Source organism: Janthinobacterium sp. 61 (assembly GCF_002846335.1).
Lineage (GTDB): Bacteria > Pseudomonadota > Gammaproteobacteria > Burkholderiales > Burkholderiaceae_D > Janthinobacterium.
Genome location: NZ_PJMQ01000001.1, coordinates 1,434,323 through 1,452,246, shown reverse-complemented (window position 1 = coordinate 1,452,246; position 17,924 = coordinate 1,434,323). Strand labels below are relative to the sequence as shown.

General features: G+C 62.1%; 22 protein-coding genes and 1 pseudogene. 9 read left to right on the top strand and 14 right to left on the bottom strand.

Features of this window, described 5'->3' with window-relative positions:
* The first annotated feature begins 199 nt into the window (after positions 1 to 199).
* The 3 genes and pseudogenes from CLU92_RS06720 (at position 200) to CLU92_RS28470 (ending at position 1,600) form a co-directional block, all read left to right on the top strand.
* A complete protein-coding gene (locus CLU92_RS06720; protein ID WP_101481266.1) occupies positions 200 to 808 on the top strand; it encodes an FMN-dependent NADH-azoreductase in 609 nt (202 codons plus the stop codon).
* Between the two features lie 19 nt (positions 809 to 827).
* Positions 828 to 1,424 (top strand): annotated as a pseudogene (locus CLU92_RS06715) (NADPH-dependent F420 reductase); the annotation flags it as partial.
* Positions 1,421 to 1,600 carry a pirin-like C-terminal cupin domain-containing protein gene (locus tag CLU92_RS28470; protein WP_101481264.1) on the top strand — a complete coding sequence of 60 codons (180 nt, stop codon included), beginning with the start codon at positions 1,421 to 1,423 and terminating at the stop codon, positions 1,598 to 1,600. The pseudogene CLU92_RS06715 and the gene CLU92_RS28470, both read left to right, overlap by 4 nt.
* Here CLU92_RS28470 and CLU92_RS06705 read toward each other — a convergent pair.
* Genes CLU92_RS06705 through CLU92_RS06690 form a run of 4 tightly spaced genes read right to left on the bottom strand, consistent with a single transcriptional unit; the run spans position 1,597 to position 4,253 of the window.
* Positions 1,597 to 2,022 (bottom strand): GNAT family N-acetyltransferase, encoded by a 426-nt coding sequence (locus tag CLU92_RS06705; protein ID WP_101481263.1) that lies wholly within the window; start codon positions 2,020 to 2,022, stop codon positions 1,597 to 1,599. The genes CLU92_RS28470 and CLU92_RS06705 overlap by 4 nt on opposite strands.
* Positions 2,019 to 2,471 carry a PaaI family thioesterase gene (locus CLU92_RS06700; protein ID WP_034748275.1) on the bottom strand — a complete coding sequence of 151 codons (453 nt, stop codon included), beginning with the start codon at positions 2,469 to 2,471 and terminating at the stop codon, positions 2,019 to 2,021. The genes CLU92_RS06705 and CLU92_RS06700 overlap by 4 nt, the downstream gene beginning before the upstream one ends.
* A gap of 33 nt (positions 2,472 to 2,504) precedes the next feature.
* Positions 2,505 to 2,996: a MarR family winged helix-turn-helix transcriptional regulator gene (locus CLU92_RS06695; protein WP_101481262.1), complete on the bottom strand. Its 492-nt coding sequence runs from the start codon at positions 2,994 to 2,996 to the stop codon at positions 2,505 to 2,507.
* 45 nt (positions 2,997 to 3,041) lie between these two features.
* A complete protein-coding gene (locus CLU92_RS06690) occupies positions 3,042 to 4,253 on the bottom strand; it encodes a citrate synthase (RefSeq protein WP_257561002.1) in 1,212 nt (403 codons plus the stop codon).
* Positions 4,254 to 4,349: 96 nt separating this feature from the next.
* Here CLU92_RS06690 and CLU92_RS06685 point away from each other — a divergent pair, with 96 nt between their 5' ends.
* Positions 4,350 to 4,892 (top strand): GNAT family N-acetyltransferase, encoded by a 543-nt coding sequence (locus CLU92_RS06685; protein ID WP_101481261.1) that lies wholly within the window; start codon positions 4,350 to 4,352, stop codon positions 4,890 to 4,892.
* A gap of 22 nt (positions 4,893 to 4,914) precedes the next feature.
* A complete protein-coding gene (locus CLU92_RS06680; protein WP_101481260.1) occupies positions 4,915 to 5,967 on the top strand; it encodes an FAD-binding oxidoreductase in 1,053 nt (350 codons plus the stop codon).
* 17 nt (positions 5,968 to 5,984) lie between these two features.
* Here CLU92_RS06680 and CLU92_RS06675 read toward each other — a convergent pair whose 3' ends face one another.
* The 3 genes from CLU92_RS06675 to CLU92_RS06665 form a co-directional block, all read right to left on the bottom strand.
* Positions 5,985 to 6,443, bottom strand: a complete 459-nt coding sequence (locus CLU92_RS06675; RefSeq protein ID WP_143452554.1) for a hypothetical protein — start codon at positions 6,441 to 6,443, stop codon at positions 5,985 to 5,987.
* A 43-nt stretch (positions 6,444 to 6,486) separates the two neighbouring features.
* Positions 6,487 to 6,708 (bottom strand): DUF6434 domain-containing protein, encoded by a 222-nt coding sequence (locus CLU92_RS06670; protein WP_101481258.1) that lies wholly within the window; start codon positions 6,706 to 6,708, stop codon positions 6,487 to 6,489.
* Between the two features lie 207 nt (positions 6,709 to 6,915).
* The gene (locus CLU92_RS06665) at positions 6,916 to 7,797 is read right to left on the bottom strand and encodes a LysR family transcriptional regulator (protein ID WP_180338448.1); all 882 of its coding nucleotides are present in this window, start codon (positions 7,795 to 7,797) and stop codon (positions 6,916 to 6,918) included.
* A gap of 97 nt (positions 7,798 to 7,894) precedes the next feature.
* On the opposite strand from CLU92_RS06665, the gene CLU92_RS06660 reads away from it, so the two are divergent.
* Both CLU92_RS06660 and CLU92_RS06655 read left to right on the top strand, forming a co-directional pair.
* Positions 7,895 to 8,479: a GNAT family N-acetyltransferase gene (locus tag CLU92_RS06660; RefSeq protein ID WP_166674785.1), complete on the top strand. Its 585-nt coding sequence runs from the start codon at positions 7,895 to 7,897 to the stop codon at positions 8,477 to 8,479.
* Between the two features lie 109 nt (positions 8,480 to 8,588).
* Positions 8,589 to 10,091 carry an MFS transporter gene (locus CLU92_RS06655; protein ID WP_101481255.1) on the top strand — a complete coding sequence of 501 codons (1,503 nt, stop codon included), beginning with the start codon at positions 8,589 to 8,591 and terminating at the stop codon, positions 10,089 to 10,091.
* On the opposite strand, the gene CLU92_RS27420 is transcribed toward CLU92_RS06655, so the two are convergent.
* The 3 genes from CLU92_RS27420 to CLU92_RS06640 all read right to left on the bottom strand — a co-directional run bounded on the left by CLU92_RS27420 (position 10,081) and on the right by CLU92_RS06640 (position 13,098).
* Positions 10,081 to 10,494 carry an alpha/beta hydrolase gene (locus CLU92_RS27420; RefSeq protein ID WP_143452553.1) on the bottom strand — a complete coding sequence of 138 codons (414 nt, stop codon included), beginning with the start codon at positions 10,492 to 10,494 and terminating at the stop codon, positions 10,081 to 10,083. The genes CLU92_RS06655 and CLU92_RS27420 overlap by 11 nt on opposite strands.
* The gene (locus tag CLU92_RS06645; RefSeq protein ID WP_101481253.1) at positions 10,382 to 10,738 is read right to left on the bottom strand and encodes a hypothetical protein; all 357 of its coding nucleotides are present in this window, start codon (positions 10,736 to 10,738) and stop codon (positions 10,382 to 10,384) included. The genes CLU92_RS27420 and CLU92_RS06645 overlap by 113 nt, the downstream gene beginning before the upstream one ends.
* Before the next feature lie 83 nt (positions 10,739 to 10,821).
* Positions 10,822 to 13,098 carry a heavy metal translocating P-type ATPase gene (locus CLU92_RS06640; RefSeq protein ID WP_101481252.1) on the bottom strand — a complete coding sequence of 759 codons (2,277 nt, stop codon included), beginning with the start codon at positions 13,096 to 13,098 and terminating at the stop codon, positions 10,822 to 10,824.
* 98 nt (positions 13,099 to 13,196) lie between these two features.
* Between CLU92_RS06640 and cadR the strand changes: the two genes are divergently transcribed.
* A complete protein-coding gene (gene cadR / locus CLU92_RS06635; RefSeq protein ID WP_034787498.1) occupies positions 13,197 to 13,628 on the top strand; it encodes a Cd(II)/Pb(II)-responsive transcriptional regulator in 432 nt (143 codons plus the stop codon).
* A gap of 12 nt (positions 13,629 to 13,640) precedes the next feature.
* Entirely contained in the window at positions 13,641 to 14,723 is a 1,083-nt protein-coding gene (locus CLU92_RS06630) for a hypothetical protein (protein ID WP_101481251.1), read from the top strand.
* On the opposite strand, the gene CLU92_RS06625 is transcribed toward CLU92_RS06630, so the two are convergent.
* The 4 genes from CLU92_RS06625 to CLU92_RS06610 form a co-directional block, all read right to left on the bottom strand.
* The gene (locus CLU92_RS06625; protein ID WP_257561001.1) at positions 14,720 to 16,270 is read right to left on the bottom strand and encodes a methyl-accepting chemotaxis protein; all 1,551 of its coding nucleotides are present in this window, start codon (positions 16,268 to 16,270) and stop codon (positions 14,720 to 14,722) included. The genes CLU92_RS06630 and CLU92_RS06625 overlap by 4 nt on opposite strands.
* Positions 16,271 to 16,341: 71 nt before the next feature.
* Entirely contained in the window at positions 16,342 to 16,806 is a 465-nt protein-coding gene (locus CLU92_RS06620) for a cache domain-containing protein (protein ID WP_257561000.1), read from the bottom strand.
* 227 nt (positions 16,807 to 17,033) lie between these two features.
* Entirely contained in the window at positions 17,034 to 17,471 is a 438-nt protein-coding gene (locus CLU92_RS06615) for a hypothetical protein (protein ID WP_101481249.1), read from the bottom strand.
* A gap of 10 nt (positions 17,472 to 17,481) precedes the next feature.
* Positions 17,482 to 17,904, bottom strand: coding sequence for a hypothetical protein (locus tag CLU92_RS06610; RefSeq protein ID WP_101481248.1), 423 nt, complete (start codon positions 17,902 to 17,904; stop codon positions 17,482 to 17,484).
* Positions 17,905 to 17,924 lie beyond the last annotated feature (20 nt).

Genomic DNA, 17,924 nt, shown 5'->3' with positions numbered 1-17,924 from the left:
CCGGTAGGCGCAGTTTCGATTTCGACCCATTCGCAGGCCTCTGTGGAATCCACAACTTGAGAAAATTCTCGGGGTGTCGACCTGGGCATGCCCAGCACAGTCAAGCTCGCAATTCAAGTCGAAGCTGTCATAGAGTCATTCAGACGGCCATTTCTAGACGCCAATACATCCTTTTATTTACTTACCATACAGGCATATCATGAAACTTCTCCACCTCGACTCCAGTGTTCTTGGCACCGCTTCGGTAAGCCGTCAACTCTCTGCTGGGATCGTTGCTCGCTACAAAGCGTCACACCCTGACATCACGATTATCGCCCGTGATCTGGCGGCCGAGCCGGCCCTGCATCTGTCGGGCGCTCACATGGCTGCGTTTCAAGGCGCAGTTGTCGAGGACGCAGTCTTGACGGCGGATATCTTGAAGGGCAACGCCTATATGGATGAACTCTTCGCCACAGATATCATCGTAATCGGCGCCCCCATGTACAACTTGTCGATTCCGACGTCGCTCAAGGCGTGGATAGATCGTATTGCAGTTGCAGGAAAAACTTTTCAATACACGGCTACGGGACCCGAAGGATTATTGAAGAACAAACGTGCGTTTATCGCTTCCGCACGGGGTGGTGTCTACTCGGCAGGGAGCCATGCCGCAGCGATAGAGCATCAGGAAAGTTACCTCATCGGTTTACTGGCATTCCTTGGCGTAACAGATGTGACGGTCATCCGGGCTGAAGGCATTGCGTTTGGCCCAGATGCCAGGGAAGCAGCAGTCACCCATGCATTAAAAGACATCGCCGCAATCGCGGCATAAATATAAATCACGATTAAAGGAAATCATCATGACCTATTCCATCATCGGCTCCGGCAATGTTGGCACCGCACTCGCCCGCCAATTCACCCGCTCCGGAATATCCGTCAACATCGCCAACTCAAGAGGGCCTGCCACACTTTCGGCACTGGCGTCCGAGCTAGGGCGCAATGTCACCGCTGTCTCACTCGAAGACGCACTGAAAGCGGACGTCATCATCTTGGCCGTCCCCTTCATGGCGCACCCGGCTATCGCCGCAGCTGCGCCGGACTGGGCGGGGAAAATAGTTGTCGACGCGATGAACACATATGGTGTGCCGCCTGAACTGCTTGCAGGCAAAGCCTCAAGCGACATCGTGGCATCCGCATTTAAAGGCGCCGATGTCGTCAAAACTCTCAACCAGTTGCCAGCAAAACTACTGGCCTCAGACCCGCTCGAAGGTGGCGGACGCCGGGTGATGTTCGTCGCGGGCAACGACGCCGGTGCGATTGTGGCTATCGTGGAATTGGTAGCAAATCTTGGTTTCGCTCCGCTTACATTGGGCAAACTTAATGAGGGTGGTGTTTTGCTGGAAAAAGGCGGGCCGTTGGTGCTCCAGAACCTCATTAAGTTAAATTGAGTCCAACAGCTATCGAAGTTTGCTGTTCCAAACCGCTGGAGTTAGTTAATGGTCTTGAGCCAGGCGAATTGCTGTTGCTGCATGGGCGAACAATTGGCGACACATTGGTACAAGACGGGTCGTTCGTCATGAATTGCGTCGATGAGATTAAGGAGGCGATTTGCGTGGCGCTTTAGGGCAAGGGCTTGATGAAGTGGATGCGCTCCCTGGCCGGGTCGCCAAAGTGCTCCACTAGCCGGATCTGGTATCCATTGCGTATCAGCAAACGCAGCATGGACGGGTAGCGGTTCATCGATTTCACCGTGACGGCCGCAAAGCCGTTTTCGGCAGCCCAGGCTTCCTGGGCTGCCAGCAGGCGCTGCGCCAGCCCCGCCTTGCGGTACGCGGGCAGCACGGCGCCGAGCCAGCTATATAAAGAGCCATCCTCGGCGCCATATCCCAGCTTGAAACCGACGGGCTGGCCGTCCGCTTCCGCGATCAGGATCAGCGCGCCGGCGGGCAGCCGGTCTCGCAGCTGCGACAGGCTGCGCCGCTGGTCGAACTCGGGTATCGCCTGCAGCAGGTGCCAGGCTTCCTCGATGTTACCCATGCGTATCATGCAGCCGCCTGCTCCCGGGGGCGGATGATCATGCAGGTGGCCGTCGCATGGGCGTAGACTTTACCGGCTTCGTCGCGGATGGTGCCTTCGGAAATGACCAGGTTGCGCCCCGCATTGATCACTTTGCCTTCTGCGTAGACCGTCACGTTGAAGGGCAGGGGGCGGCACATCTTGATGTTCAGGTCCGTCGTGCCATAGCTTTCGCCGGCCGGCAAGACCGTGTGCGTGGCACAGCCCGTGACCGTGTCGAGCACGGTGGCGGCGAAACCGCCATGCACGCCGCCCATGGGATTGGTGTGCGTTTCATTTGCCGTGGCCGTGAAAATCACGCGGCCATGCTCCACCGTGTGCGCGTCCATGGGCATGGTCTTGGAGATGCCGGGCCGTGGAAACAGGCCTTGCGCGAAAGCTTGCATCAGTTGCAAGCCAGTCATGTCGTTCGGGTGCATGGGTAACTCCTGTGGTGGTGATGTGGGGATGACTCAGACGTCCTGCGCAAAACGCAGGCGCGAGGCGTGCAGCAGGAAGCGGGCGACGACGGCCAGTTCTTCTTCGCTGAAACCTTGCTTCAATTGTTCATTCAGGCTGTCGAGCAGGGGCAGGGCGGCGGCCAGCACCTCGCCGCCCTTGGCCGACATGTGCAGGGTGCCGGCGCGCGCATCTAACGCCGACTGGCCGCGCACGATCAGGCCGTTTTCTTCCATGCGCGCCACCAGACCCGTCACGGCCGAATTTTTCAGCTGCAGCAATCGTCCCAGATCCTTCAATTGGCAGCCTTCCTCGCCCTTCAGGGCAAACAGGGCGACAACTTGTGTGCCGGAAAAGCCCAGTTCGCTGGTAAAGACGGCATCGGCCGAGCGGAACAGGTTCTGGCGCGCCAGATTGAGCAAGTTGAACAGTCGCGGCGAACGCTCGCCCAGCGGGCAGGCTGCAGCATCGGGAATGTCTGGGGTGGTGGAGGTATTGGTACGCATGCGAAGTATACTACTACGTATGCGTAATAAATCAAGCCTGGATTTTTAATCGCGCAGGTGGCGCCCGATGTAGCGGGCCCGCGGCCGTATCAGGGCCGCGCTGGCGGCTTGCTCGGCAGCATGCGCGATCCAGCCGGCCGAGCGGGCCAGCGCAAACACGCTCATGCCCGCGCCCTCGGGCCAGCCGAAAGCCAGCTCCATGGCGGCGAGCGCCAGGTCGGCATTCGGGCGGGCGTCGAGCAACTCTTCCGCCGTGGCGCATGCAGCCAGGATCGCATGCAGCCGCGGGTGCTCGTGCGCCAGCGTCGCCAAGATTCCCAGCAGATACGCGGCACGCGGGTCGCCGTGCGGATACAGCGGGTGGCCAAAGCCGGCAAACTCCGGTGCGATGCTCATGTAATAGGCGCCGCCGGCGTCCCTGGCGTCAGACGCTGCCAACGCCTGCGTCAACATGCGCCGCGCCGCTGCGCTGCCGCCGCCGTGCCTGTCTCCTGACAGGGCCGCCAAGCCCGCACCCAGCGCGGCGGGCAGGCTGGCGCCCGTCGAAGCGACGCAGCGCACGGCAAAGGTCGACGCATTCAATTCATGGTCGGCCAGCAGCACCAGCGCGGCGCGCAGCAATTCAGTCTGTTCCGCGTCGGCTTGCCACGCCTGAGCCAGTTGCTGGTGCAACGGCAGGGCGGACGGCGCCGTCTGCAGCAGGGCGGCGGCCAGGGTGCGCATCAGGGCGGGGCCGGCCTGCAGCATGCTTGCAGGCGTAGTCGCCGGCGCGGGCGTGGACGCCGGCATGGCCATGGCGACCATGGCCCGCGTGAGTGGCGTGGCGTCCGGCACGCTGGCCAGCTGTGGCGGCAGGGGCGGTGCGTCTTGCTTAAAATAGTCGTTTGCGCCATCGTCCCACAGCAGGCTGGCGGCCGTTTCCAGGCTTGCGTGCTGCGCCAGCAACGTCGAATCGCAGCCCCGGTACAGCAATCGTCCTTCGAGAATGTGGGAAATCTGCGTTTCCAGCACGGGCAAACCCCAGTGCATGGCGGTCACGGCCGCCTGGCCACCCCGCCTGGCGTCATTCTTGCGGGCTGCCAGGCGCAATACTTCCTCTTGCGGATAGCGCTTGCGGCGCGCCGCGCCATTGCTGACGGAAACCAGCAAGCCCCGGCTGACATAGGAATAGAGGGTAGGCAGGCTGACGCCCAAGAGGCGCGCCGCCTCAGTAGCGGACAAATCGTTGTTCATGGCGGCCATTGTAGCGTTTGTCATTTTATATTGATTGATGGAATCAAGATTGACGGGCCGGGTGGCGCATCACTAGACTCATGCCTTTCCCTGCCCACACCGGCATAGTTCGGAGCATCCATGAGCACATACACCATCCGTATTTTGCACCGGGACGACGCCGGGCCACTGCTGGCATTTGAGCAAGCCAACCGGGCCTGGTTCGAGCGCCATATCGACTCGCGCCCGGACGATTTTTACAGTATTGAGGGCATCCATGCTCACGTCAGGCAATTCCTGGACGAGCACGAACAGGAGCGTTTGCACCCCTGCGTCATTGTCGATGAAGACGGACATTTGATCGGCCGCGCCAACCTCAAGGATATAGACGCGCAGGCTAAAACGGCCGAAGTCGGCTACCGCATCGGGGAACAGCAGGCGGGCAAGGGCCTGGCCACGGCCGCGCTGCGCTTCCTGATTTCCCTGGCGCAAGACGAATGGCAGCTTGCCAGCCTGTGCGCCTACGCCATCGATGGCAATGCGGCGTCAATCCGCGTGCTGGAACGCTGCGGTTTCGTGCAGGGAAGGGCCGTACCCGATATTGCCATGGTGGAAGGCAAGGTCGTCGATGGCCATGCCTACACGCTGGATTTGCGGGTGGCTGGGGTAGACTCTGCCCTGTGACAAATATTCAAAGTTGGCAAATATGAATCGAAAAAAGCCGCAACACATCATCGTCATCGGCGCCGGCATCGTCGGTGCGTCGCTCGCGTATCACCTGGCCAGCAAGGGCGCGCAAGTCACCGTGGTCGAGGCGGGCGGCATCGCTTCCGGCGTGACGAGCACCTCGTTTGCCTGGATTAACACGTCCTGCGCGGGGTCCGCCCCCATTGCGGCCCTGCGCGGCGGCGCCATCGAGGCCTATCGGCAGCTGGAAACACAAGTGCCCGGCTTGACGGTGCGCTGGCATGGCGCCTTGTCGTATGGCACGCAGGATGGGCGGGTGTCGCCCGGGTCCATCTTGATAGACCGCTCGCGCATCGCCCAGCTTGAACCGCAGCTGCGGCAGCCGCCGGAACAAGCGCTGTACGAGCCGGAGCAGGGCGCCCTCGACGCCGTTGCCGCCACGCATGCCTTGCTGGCAGCGGCCCGGGCGCTGGGCGCGGCTGTCCGCACGCACACGCCCGTGCTGGGCTTTTCCATCCAGGACGGGCGGGTGACGGGCGTGGAAACGGCCACCAAGGTCATCGAGGCCGATATGGTCGTGCTGGCAGCGGGCACAGGCACTGCCGCGCTGGCGCAGAAACTGGGGGCCAGCCTGCCGATTCACGCCTCGCCCGCCATCTTCCTGCGCTACAAGGCGCCTCCCGGCCTGGTGCGCGGCACTATTTCCAGCCATGCAATGGAAGTGCGGCAAGCCGAAGACGGGACCCTGCTGGCATCGGAATACTACGTGGATGACGCGCCTGAAAACCAGCCTGCCGCCATGGCACAGCAAACGGCCAGCGCGATCCGCAATGAACTCGAGGGCGCCGACGCCATCGCGCTGGAACTTGCCTGTGTCGGCCTGCGCCCCATCCCCTTTGACGGCATACCCGTCATCGGCTATTTGCCGCAGGTCGAAAGCGTGTACGTATGCGCCATGCATCCGGGCGTGGTGCTGGCGGCCATCGTGGGCCAGCTCGCCAGCGAAGAAATCGTCGATGAACAGCCAGCGTCAGCCCTGGAGGCTTGCCGGCCCGGGCGTTTCCTGGCGTGATTATGCCGCGCTGATTTCTACGGCACAGGCACTACAAACACGGGCAGGACGAACGGCCCCGGTTCCTGTTCATCCCCTTGCTCTGGCGGTTCCTGCATATAGTGCTCGTTGCGCCAGTCCCCGTTCACCACGCGGTCAACGATCAGCGCCAGATCCTGCGTTTCGCGCAACTCGCAGCGAAACGGCAGCCGGCCATGCGAACGCGACACCAGGCTGAACCGTAGTTGGCGGCATTGCGCATCGTGCCAGCAATAGAACAGCATGTCCTCGCCTTTGAGTGCGCTGCTGCGGGCCGCAATCACCTGGCCGATGAACGCAACGATATCCGCCGCATGGATCTGCGGCGTTTCCTCGTCCGTGGGCGAAAACCTCCACATATTGCTCAATGCTTCGTGATTGATGTCGTCGGGATCAATCTCCACGGCATCGTCTTTCGCCATGGCGAGCCAGTTGCTAACGACAGTTGAGTGCATCATGTAAAGCTTTCAGTACTTATTAATATTTGTTTAATTTGTTTATTTACGCATCACTGGCTTGATGATGCCTGCGCATCCATTCATCCGCGACATCGCCCATGGTTTTGACGGCGCCGTCGCGTATCCAGGCCATGAAATCACGGTCAAGCTTGAATGCGGGACCGCACTGGTCAAACAGGAAACGCCTGACGTTTTGCGTGCTCCTGTAGTGGGCATCAACGACCGTGTTCCGCTTAATGACGCCGCCGTGCCAATCGAAATCCATGCTGTGCTCCTTCTCGCAGTCACAGTAATGTCACCGTGCAGTGCAATTTTATGCCGCCAGTTCTGCTTGTGAATGAGATGGCATTCAATGCAAGGGTCATCTTTTCGATATACCTTTCAACTACGGCCATCATACTGCCTTTGCCATGCCGCCAAAATGCCGGAACCGGTTTTTACTTCTTTATTACTTGAATGACTGCAGTAAGCCTTAGCCCCTCGGCCCATCCACCAACAACTCCGCCAGCCTCGTCGTCAGCCACAAACTCGTCTCGCTGAGTTTCTTCCCATGAATCGACAAGCGCCGCACCGGCAGCCGCGACAAGGCCAAGGCAGGGCAGGGCACTTCCTGCAAATAACCCTTGTAGTTGTCGTAATTGGCGATATTCAGCGGCAGAATGGCCCAGCCTAGCTCGTCCGCGACCATTTCCGCGATGCTGTAAAAACTGTCGGAAAACCAGACGGCGGGGCTGAAGGCGTGTTCGCGGTTCAACTCGGAATCCATGATCAGCTGGCGGTAGCGGGTCAGCTCGTTGCGGCTTACTTCCTGGCCGTGGGCCATGGGGTGGCCTTTCGCGACGAACACGCCTTGCGCCACGCTGCCGATGTGCTGCTGTTCCAGCACGGGCGAGATGGGGCCGCGGTCGAAGTGGAAGGCCACGTCGGCTTGCTGCTGCTCCACGTATTGCGCCACTTCCGACGCCGTCGCGTTGAGCATGACCAGTTCCAGCGCCGGGTAGCGTGCCGCCAATTCTTTCACCAGCGTACTGATGGCCAGGTAGGGCAGGGCTTCGTCCAGTGCCAGGGTGAGCTGGGCTTCGGGTGCCACACTCAACAGTTGCGCGCGCAGCTGCAATCGCTCGGCCTGGCGCAGCAGTTCGCACGCTTCCAGGTGCATTACCTTGCCCGCTTCTGTCAGCACGGCGCTGCGGCGCGAGCGATCGAACAGTTCCACGCCGAATTCCGCTTCCAGCAAGCCGATCGAGGTGCTGACCACCGATTGCGCGCGGCCCAGGCGGCGCGCTGCGCCCGAGAAAGAACCGGCCGCGACAGCCGCCTCAAAGTAGCGCATTTGTTCCAAAGTCCATTGCATGGCATCCACCTATCTGTTTTACAGATGGATTTTAACTTGAATGCCACTCAGGGGCGACATAAAATGCCTTTACTAATTCAATAACATGAGATCCGCCATGAAAAACGCTCAAGCCCATACCCCCGCCATCAGCTTCAGCTGGTGTCACGACGCCACCGCCGAAGATACCTTGTGCAATTTATATCTTGACAACGTCAGCGCCGACTATATCTCCCATTCGGAGCTGCAGGGAGAGCGCGCCGATGCGCCTGGCAACTGGCGCGCGGACTTGCCTGAGGTGATACGCGGCGAAATCCGCGCTGCGCTGTCGCATGACTGGGCGCATGGCGATTCGACCCTGCTGGCTGTCGCCATGTCCGGCGACGCCATCGTCGGCATGGCCCTCGTGTCGATAGACACGCGCCAGCGCGCCTCGAAATCGTTCGCCGCGCTGGACGACCTGGTCTTGCTGCCTTCCGTGCGCGGCAGCGGCATCGGCAGCTTGCTGGTGGAGTGGGTAGCCGACGAGCTGCGCAGCCACGGCATCGCCCGTTTATTCCTCGAATGCGGCGCGCATAACCTGACGGCACAGAAATTCTTCCAGGGTCGTGGTTTCAAGCAAGTGTCCGTCGTCATGCTGCGCGAACTGGACGCTTCCCCAGCGAGCGCCGCGGTAGATGACAAGGATGGCGACCGTGGCTGACGCCCGCCGCCCCCGACAAGGCCAGGCCCGTGGCAGCCTGGAACGTAAATATTTGCGCAGCACCCGCTTTATCCAAACCGATAGTTGTTAAATAATACATGAGTTGTTTATGCATCCAATGAAAAAATGGCTGACGCTGGCCATCGTCTCCAGCGCCCTGTTCCTGATCGTGGTCGACATGACCGTGCTCTACACCGCCTTGCCCGCGCTGACGCGCGACTTGCAGGCGACATCCTCGCAAAAACTGTGGATCATCAACGTGTACGCGCTGGTCGTCTCCGGTCTGCTGCCCGGCCTCGGCACCCTCGGTGACCGTTTGAGCCACAAACCCGTTTTCCTCGCCGGCCTGGCCGTGTTCGGCATCGCTTCGCTGTGCGCCGCGTTTTCGCCCGCGCCGGAATGGCTGATTTTTGCCCGCATCCTGCTGGCCATCGGCGCCGCGCTGATGATGCCGGCCACCTTGTCCATCATCCGCCTGACCTTCACGGACAACCGCGAGCGCTCGTTCGCCATCGGCGTATGGGCGGCGATTGCCTCCGGCGGCGCCGCGTTTGGCCCCGTGCTGGGTGGTTTCCTGATGGAACACTACTGGTGGGGCTCCGTCTTCCTGATCAACGTGCCCATCGTGCTGCTAACCCTGGTGCTGGCCGCCGTGGTACTGCCAAAACGGGCCGGTAACCGCGACAAGCCGTGGGACTTGAAGGGCTCGTTGCAAATCATGATGGGTCTGCTTGGTGGCGTGTATGCGATCAAGGAGCTGGGCAAGTCGCAGCCCTCGTATGCGCTGGCGGCCGCCTCGTTCGCCGTGGGCGCCTTCTTCATGCTGAAGTTCGTGCGCCGCCAGAAGCGCCAAGCCAAGCCGCTGATCGACTTCGCCCTGTTCCGCGAATTGCCGTTTTCCAGCGCCGTGGCGGCCGCTATGGTGGCGTCCGCCGCCCTGATCGGCATGGAACTGGCGCTGAGCCAGCACATGCAGCTGGTGCGCGAGCTGTCACCGCTGGAAGCTGGCTTGCTGCTGTTGCCGCTGCCGCTGGCGTCCGTATTTGCCGGCCCGCTGACGGGTTTCATGCTGCCGCGCGCCGACAAGGCCAAGGTATTGTGGGGTTCGCTGCTGCTGTCCGGTATCGGCATGGCATCGTATTTGGTGCTGCATGACGCCGCCGTCTCGGCGCAAGTGGCCAGCCTGGTGATCCTGGGCCTGGGCCTGGGCGCCGTCATGACGGCCGCATCCAGCGCCGTGATGCTGAACGTGGCGCCGCAACAGGCCGGCATGGCCGCCTCGATCGAGGAAGTGTCGTACGAACTGGGCGCCGTGATCGGCGTCACGGTGCTGGGCACCATCCTGTCGGCCGTCTACAGCGCCACCTTGGTGATTCCGGAAAGCGCGGGCCTGTTGCCGAATGCCCATGACACCCTCGATGCTGCGTTGCTGGCGGCCGAGCAATTGCCGGCCGAACTGGGCTTGCAAGTGTCGGAGCTGGCCCGTTCGGCCTTCGACAAGGCGTTTATTGTCGTCTTGGCCACGGCTTCCGCGATCCTGATGCTGGCATCGGCCACTATCCGCCACCTGCATCTGCGGGCGCGCCGCGCAGCTAGTCCGCTCAACGCTTGAGCAGCGGCGCTACCTTGTCGTGCAAGACCGTCCATTGCGCGTCCAGTACGAGCTGGTTCGGATCGTGTCCGGCCCGTTTCACCACCGTAAAATCCTTGGCCGGCGCGCTGATGCTGTCAAAGTAGCGACGCGCGATGGCGGGCGAGGTCAGCAGGTCCGCTTCGCCCATGATGAAAAACACGGGCAAGTCAAAACGCGTGCCCAGCGCGGGCAAGTCGACCTTGGCAAACATGCCGTCGCCGCGCCCGCCGATGAACTGGATGTAGGAGTAGTCGTCGGCAGCATCAAAATCAGCCGCCGCTTGCGGCGTGGCGTAGAACGGTGCCGGCTGCCACCAATGCTTGGGCGGCGCATCCGTTACCGGCCCACTGTACCAGCGTGTAGTGGCGTTCCCAGCAGGCATAAATGGCGTCCGCATACGGACTGAGCGCATTGCCTGGCCCGCCATGGATGAACAGGATCACGGGATTGCCGCAGGCGGCTCCCGTGACCGTGATCCATTGCTCGATGCCATTGATGGCCACGTAACCCTGTTCGCGCACGGGCTGCGCGGGCGAGGCGCAGATGCTACCGGCGGGTTCGGCGTGCAAGCTGGTGCTAGACAACAGCAGGCCGGACAGCAGGGCCAGGCGGAAGGTGGGTTGCATCGGCTATTGTGGGGTTGTTGTGAAAAGCCCCAAAGTAGCGTTTTTTACCACACTTGTCCAGATGGAAATATTTTTCCAGTAATTTAAGGGCGCTTGTCATGACGCAGCAAGCGCAGCCCGTTGGCCACCACCAGCAGGCTGGCGCCCACGTCCGCGAAGACGGCCATCCACAGGGTCGCCGTACCGGCCAGGGCCAGGCCAAAGAAGACGGCCTTGATGCCGATGGCAAAGCTGATGTTTTGCACGAGGATGCTGCGTGTGCGCTGGCTCAGGCTGATGAATTCGGGCAACTTGCCCAATTCATCATCCATCAGGGCGACGTCCGCCGTCTCGATGGCCGTGTCGCTGCCGGCTGCGCCCATGGCAAAGCCGATGTCGGCCTGCGCCAGGGCCGGGGCGTCGTTGACGCCGTCGCCCAGCATGGCCACCACGCCGAATTGCCGCTGCAAGGCCTTGATTTCATCGAGTTTGTTTTCCGGCAATAATTCCGCCTTGACCAGGCTGACGCCCACCTCGGCGCCGATGCGCTGCGCCGTCAGCAAATTGTCTCCCGTCAGCATCACGGTGGTCACGCCCAGGGCATTCAGTCTGGCGATGGCGGACGCCGCCGTGGAGCGCAGCACGTCGGCCACGGCGATCACGCCCAAGGCGCCGGCTGAGGTGGACAGCACCATGGCCGTGTACGCTTGCTGTTCCAGCCGCGCCAGGATGGCTTGCAGTTCCGGTGTCAAGACCTTCAATTCCGCCATCAGGCGCGCATTGCCCAGGTAATAGGTCTGGCCAGCGATATCGCCTTGCACACCGCGTCCATGCAGGGCGGCAAACTGGGTGACGGGCAAGTGGCTGCTGGCGGGCGGACCGGCCTTGACGATGGCGGCAGCCAGCGGGTGGGCCGAATTGGCGTCCAGGCTGGCGGCCAGCAGCAGGATGGCGTCGCGGTTGCTGCCGTCCATGGCCACCACGTCCGTCACGGCCGGTTTGCCCATGGTCAAGGTGCCCGTCTTGTCGACGGCGATGGCCTTGATGCGGTAGCCCGTTTCCAGGAATTGCCCGCCTTTGACCAGGATGCCGCGACGCGCAGCCGCCGTCAGGCCGCTGACCACCGTCACCGGCGTGGAAATGACCAGCGCGCACGGGCAGGCGATCACCAGCATCACCAGCGCTTTATAGACCCAGGCCATGAAGGGCTGACCCAGCAGCAGTGGCGGCAGCACGGCCACGAGGATGGCGAACACGACCACGGCCGGCGTGTAATAGCGGGCGAAGTTATCGACAAAGCGCTGCGTGGGCGCCTGTTTTCCCTGGGTTTCCTCGATCACCTTGACGATTTTGGCCAGGGTGCTGTTGCCGCTGTTGGCCGTCACCGTGACGTCGAGCAAGCCCCGTTCATTGATGGTGCCCGCATACACGACGTCGCCCACGGCCTTGTCCACCGGCATGCTTTCGCCCGTGATCGGCGCCTGGTTGACGGACGATGCGCCGCTGGCCACCACGCCATCGAGCGCGATGCGTTCGCCCGGCTTGACGCGCATCAAGGTGCCGATGGCAACCGTGGCGACGGATACTGGCTGCCAGGCGCCGCTGGCGTCGGCGACCGTCGCCGTGTCGGGCGCCAGTTGCATCAGGCTGTGCACAGCGTTGCGTGCGCGGTTCAGGGACAAGCCTTCGATCAGCTCGGCAATGGCGAACAGGAAAATGACCATGGCCGCTTCTGGCCACTGACCGATGGCGATGGCGCCAAACACCGCTAGGCTCATCAGGAAATTGATGTTCAGAGTGAAGGTTTTCAGGGCAATCCAGCCCTTTTTCAGAGTCGGCCAGCCGCCCGTGGCGATCGATAGCAGGGCCAGGGCGATGACGAGGGGCGAACTGTCTTCATGCGTGGTCCACGCCAGCGCCTCGGCACAGGCGGCAGCCAGGCCGGAGACGACCAGCAAGCCTTTCTGCAAGCCGCTAAGGCTGCCTTCGTTCGGATCACGCGCGACGACGGTGTCCGCCTCCATGGGAATCGCCTGCATGCCGATGCCGTGCAGCGCCGCTTCCACCGTGGCCAGCGACGGCAAGGTGTGGTGCACGTCCAGCACGCGGTTCATCAGGTTGAAATCGAGGCCCACCACGCCGCTCATATTGGCCAGCTTGTTGCGGATCAAACGCTCTTCCGTGGGGCAATCCATGTTGGCAATCCGGTATTTGGCCGTGCTCGCGCCAGCGATGGGAGCGCTGGGCAGGACAGGCGCGGAGTCGCCAGCGGGGGCGGCGTGGCTGTGTGAGCAGCAGCCGCCGTGGCTAGGCTTGGCATTTTGCGCAGGCTTGTGCTCGTGGTCATGGTCGTGCGCGTGGTTATGGCTATCGTGCGGCATCGCATCATCCTTCAGGATTGGTGTATGCTTCCATTAGAAACCCTGTAGCCGCTACAGGGTCAAGCAGAATTTGCACGAAGGAATGAAAAGGGGATGCCATGCGTATCGGAGAACTAGCCAAACGGACAGATTGTGACGTTGAAACCGTGCGTTACTATGAAAAGGCGGGCTTGCTGCAGGAACCGGGGCGCAACAGCGCCGGCTACCGCGAATACCGCGAAGAACACCAGGAACGGCTGCAGTTCATCCGCCATTGCCGCTCCCTGCAAATCGGCTTGACGGATATCCGCGCCTTGCTGGAGTTCAAGAACAATCCTGCCGAAGGTTGCCAAAGCGTCAATGAATTGCTCGACCACCATATCTTGCGCATTGCCGAACAGATGGCGAATTTGCAAACCCTGCAGCAGCAACTGGTGACTCTGCGCCATCAGTGTGACCAGCCGCAGCCGTCGCAAGACTGCGCCATCCTGCAAAACCTGTCCGAGGCGGCCAGCGGCCACGACTGCGCCTGCCATACCGAACTTCATTGAACCGATTACTGCATGCTGAAACTGCTACCTGGAAGAACTCTGCTGACCTTATCCCTGCTGTCGCCGCTAAGCCATGCGGCCGATACGCCTGCCGCTGCTGGCCATTACCTGACCCTGTACGCCGTACCCGGCGTGCCGCAGGACGATGACCCGTACACCTGGAGCACGGCTGGCGGCAAGCAGCTGACGAAGGGGGTGACGAAGGCCGATGGCCGCGCCTATGTCAAGGCGGAGGAGGGCGAAGAAAACTATATCCTGAAAACCGTCAGCATGCGCTGGCAGCTGAAGGTCCCCGCGCAATGCTGGCTGGGCGCCCCTGACGCCTTCCAGCAATGCATGCAACTGGCCAAAACCACGAGCCGCTATGACGAAGAGCAGGATGCGCTCAAGCTGGCGGAGCAGCAGAAGGACGCCAAGATGCAGGCCCGGATCGCCGCCTATGCGGTGGCGGCAAGGGCCAACGACGATGCACTGGCCTGGCTGGGGCGCCTGCCGTCGAGCTGGACCCTGGAAGGCTATGGCAAGCGCCTGCTGGGCATAGGCGACAAGGTTGCCGCGCAGATTAGCAACGCGCTCAAGGATGGTGGGCCAGACGCGCGCCAGTTCGTCTGCCGCGCACCCGGCCACTACGGCCCCGTGCCGGACCAGGCCGCCGTTGACGCCTGGATAGGCGCGCCGCGCGCCGTGCGCAGCGTACGCTCCGGCCCCGCCTGGGATGCGCTGGTGGCGGCTGGCGCAAAGGGCAACTGGATGGCCCGATTGGAACTGTATTACACCCTGTCCGGCGTCAATGTCAGCGAATTGACCCTGCTGGAACAGTACCGCATCGTCCAATTGATGGAATGGCTGCACAAGAAACAGGTCGGCGGCTTGTATAGTTACTTCAGCGCCAGTATGCCTGCCGCGCCCGGCAATTCCCGCAGCGCCACCTGGCGCCTGCAGGACCAGGCCTCGCTGTATGCGGCCATGCTGGGCAGTTACGATGACCAGAACAGCAGGGGCAGCGTCTTGCAGGCGGACCCGGACCCCGCACTGGCTGAAGCGGGCAATAAGATGCTGGCCTGCGCCAAGGCCGCGTTGCCGCAACGCCACTAACGCGGCAACAGCGGCGGGCCGCCATCGCCCAGGCGGAAGGCGTCGACGACCCTGAGCAAATCATGCGCCTGGTCCTGCATGCTTTGCGCGGCAGCGGCCGATTGCTCGACCAGGGCGGCATTGCGCTGGGTCAATTCGTCCATTTCCGTGATGGCATTGTTGACTTCCTCGATGCCCTTGCTCTGGCGCTGGCTGGCCGCCGTGATGTCGTTCATGATCGCCGTCACCTGCTGGACGGACGCGACGATGTCGCCCATGGTGCGCCCGGCGCTGTCGGCCAGCTCGCTGCCCGTTTCTATCCTGGCAACGGAATCCTCGATCAGCTGCTTGATTTCGCGCGCCGCCGTGGCCGAGCGCTGGGCCAGGCCCCGCACTTCGGTGGCGACGACGGCAAAGCCGCGCCCCTGTTCGCCCGCGCGCGCCGCTTCTACGGCCGCGTTCAGGGCAAGGATGTTGGTCTGGAAGGCAATGCCGTCGATGACGGCGATGATATCGACGATGCGCCCGGAACTGGCCTTGATCGAACCCATGGTCTCGACTACCTGGCCCACCACGCGGCCGCCTTCCAGCGCCACGTTCGAGGTCGACAGCACCATTTGGTTGGCCTGGTGCGCATGGCTGGCGTTTTCGCGCACGGTATCGGTCAAGGCATGCATGGAGGTTGCCGTTTCCTGCAAGGAATGGGCTTGCGACTCCGTGCGGGCCGACAAGTCAGCATTGCCCAGCGCGATTTCGCTCGCTTCCACCGTGATGGTGGAGCCCGCCTGGCGTATCTCGCCCAATAAGGTACTCCAGTTTTTCACCACGGTAGCCAGTGCCCGCGACAGCTTGCCCACCTCGTCGTCGCCCCGGGCATCGATGCGCATGGTCAGGTCGCCGGCGGCCAGGCTTTCGGCGGCGCGGTACGCTTCGTCGATGGGGCCGACCACGGAGCGCGCCACCCAGATGGCGATCAGGGCCAGCAGGGCAAAGCCGATGGCCATGGTGCCCAGCGACAGCCAGCCGGCGCGCTGGCCCGCATTTTTTGTCTCCTGCAGCGCATCGACAGTGCGATGGTCGAGATTGAGCAGCACCTGGTGCAGCTGCCCGCGCACCTGCTGGTAGTGCGTGGCGGCATTTTGCATCGCTGCCACACCCGTATTCGGGTCCATCGAGGCCAGATCCAGTGCCTGCGCCACGCTGGCTCGGTAGCGCTTGACGCCCGGCAGGGCCTGGCTTGCTTCCGTGGCCGCGCCAGAAAATTTCTTGAGTTCCGTCAAGCCTTGCACGATGGCGTTCAGCTGGCCATCCGTTTGCGCGCCGAATTGCTTGAACTGCTCGTCCGACAGACTGGCGGCGATGGCAATCTTCGCATACACGTCGGCATGCACCTGGCCCAGGGCGATAGCTTGCTGGTTGGCAAGCCGCTCGGCCGTCAGGGTGACGTCTTTCAGGTCACGCATGCGCTGCTCGTTCTGCTGCATGGCGAAGTAAGACAAGGCCCCCATGGCCAGCAGGCAAGCCAGAGCGACCACCGGGACGATCAACATCTTCTGTGCGATTTTCATCGGGGCCTGTATCGTTGAGAAATTCGTTGCGAGATCGGTGTGCCGTCGCGCCACTGGCGGCGCGGCGATGGCTACAGGTAGATGCCGCCGCAGACGACGGTTTCGGACAGCTTTTCGCAATACATCACCTTTGGCTCAATCTTCTTGGTTTCCGGATTCGTGAATTTGTATTCCTGCCAGAACGTCCCCTTGCTCTTGGCCAGGTCGACGCGCTCCTTGACGAAGGCCTTGCCGTCGATATCCTTCAGCTCGATCAAGTTCTTGCCCACCATTTTCGGGTTGGCGCCATGCGCGACGACCGTACCGTCGAGCTTGTAGACGACCAGGTACAGGTCGTGCAGGATGAATTGCGGCGCCTTGGCCGTGATCTCGCCATACGCCTTGGCGTCGCCGGCGCTCTTGATGTAGGCCACGCCTTTCTTGACCATGGCTTCGGCATCGGGGCGCGTGGCGCCGCCGTCGGCAGCGCTGGCGATGGATGGCAGGGTGGCGGCAAGCATGAGCGACAGGCCAACGGCAGGGGCGAACTTGGACATGAGAATCTCCTTCACATTGCGGCAGGGAAAGCCGGCGGGGAACCGGTGCGGTAGGGGGAATGCTGACGGTTGATGGTAGCGCGATGCCGACGGGCATGCGCTGGTGCAACAGATTTTTTTTCAGATGGGCGTTTTTGCAACGCCACTTGCACCTTGCCACCATGGAGTTTTCAGAGGAGAAAGAGGGCGGCAGACTATCGATACGCTAGTGTGGCATCCACACCGTCCTACCAGCTGGACGGGTCTTCCGCCGCCGCGCGCGCCAGGTCGTCGCGCCAGTCCTGCTGCACCAGGCGGTAGATATCGGCGAAAAAAGCGCGCGGGTCGGCCATCTCATCCCACCGGGCGGGCAGGGCGTAGGTACTCTCCGGGTCATGTTCGAGGATGGCCTGGAAGTCATAATCAGGGTCTTGCAGCGCCTGCGCCAGCACGGCCACCAGCGCATGGCGGTGGCGGTAACTGAGTTCCTTGTATTGCGACGTGATGTCGCGCCGTATCAGCGCCGCGCGCTGGCTGGCATCGTTCATGTCCCAGGCGTCCAGCTCCACGCCCAGGGTTTCTTCGCGGTCATACACGTCGAAGGGGCCGAGGAAATGGTACAGCGTGGGTTCATATGGCACGTCGACCCAGGGGCTGCGTAGGCCTGTAGACTTAGCTTTCGGCATTATGGCTGGCTTACGCGCACTCGGGCAAGGTCCAGCCTTCATAGCCCATGTCGGTCGGGTAGATGGCGCGGTTCTGGTTCTGGCCCCAGCGGGCATGGTCAAGGATGCCGTCTTCATGCATGTCCAGCACCCATTCCGTGCTTTCCAGCAAGGTGCCATCCTTGTGGTACACGCGAAAGAAGGTGGACGTGCTCAGCGCGCGCACGATGTTCTGCGGCACGCCATTGCCATAGTGCGGCACATAGGTCTTGATCACGCACGTGCCCTGGTCGTTCCACTGCTGGGTATGCACGGTGGCATTGCGCGCCGCGCTCACCTTGATGAAGAGCCAGCCTGCCAGCGTGATGGCAAACAGGACGGCGGCGGCGATCAGGCCGGTTTTCTTGAGTAGCTGCATGAGGTCATGGCGGTGCCAGAAACTGAGTTGCCGCATTGTATGTCAAGACCGGAAGT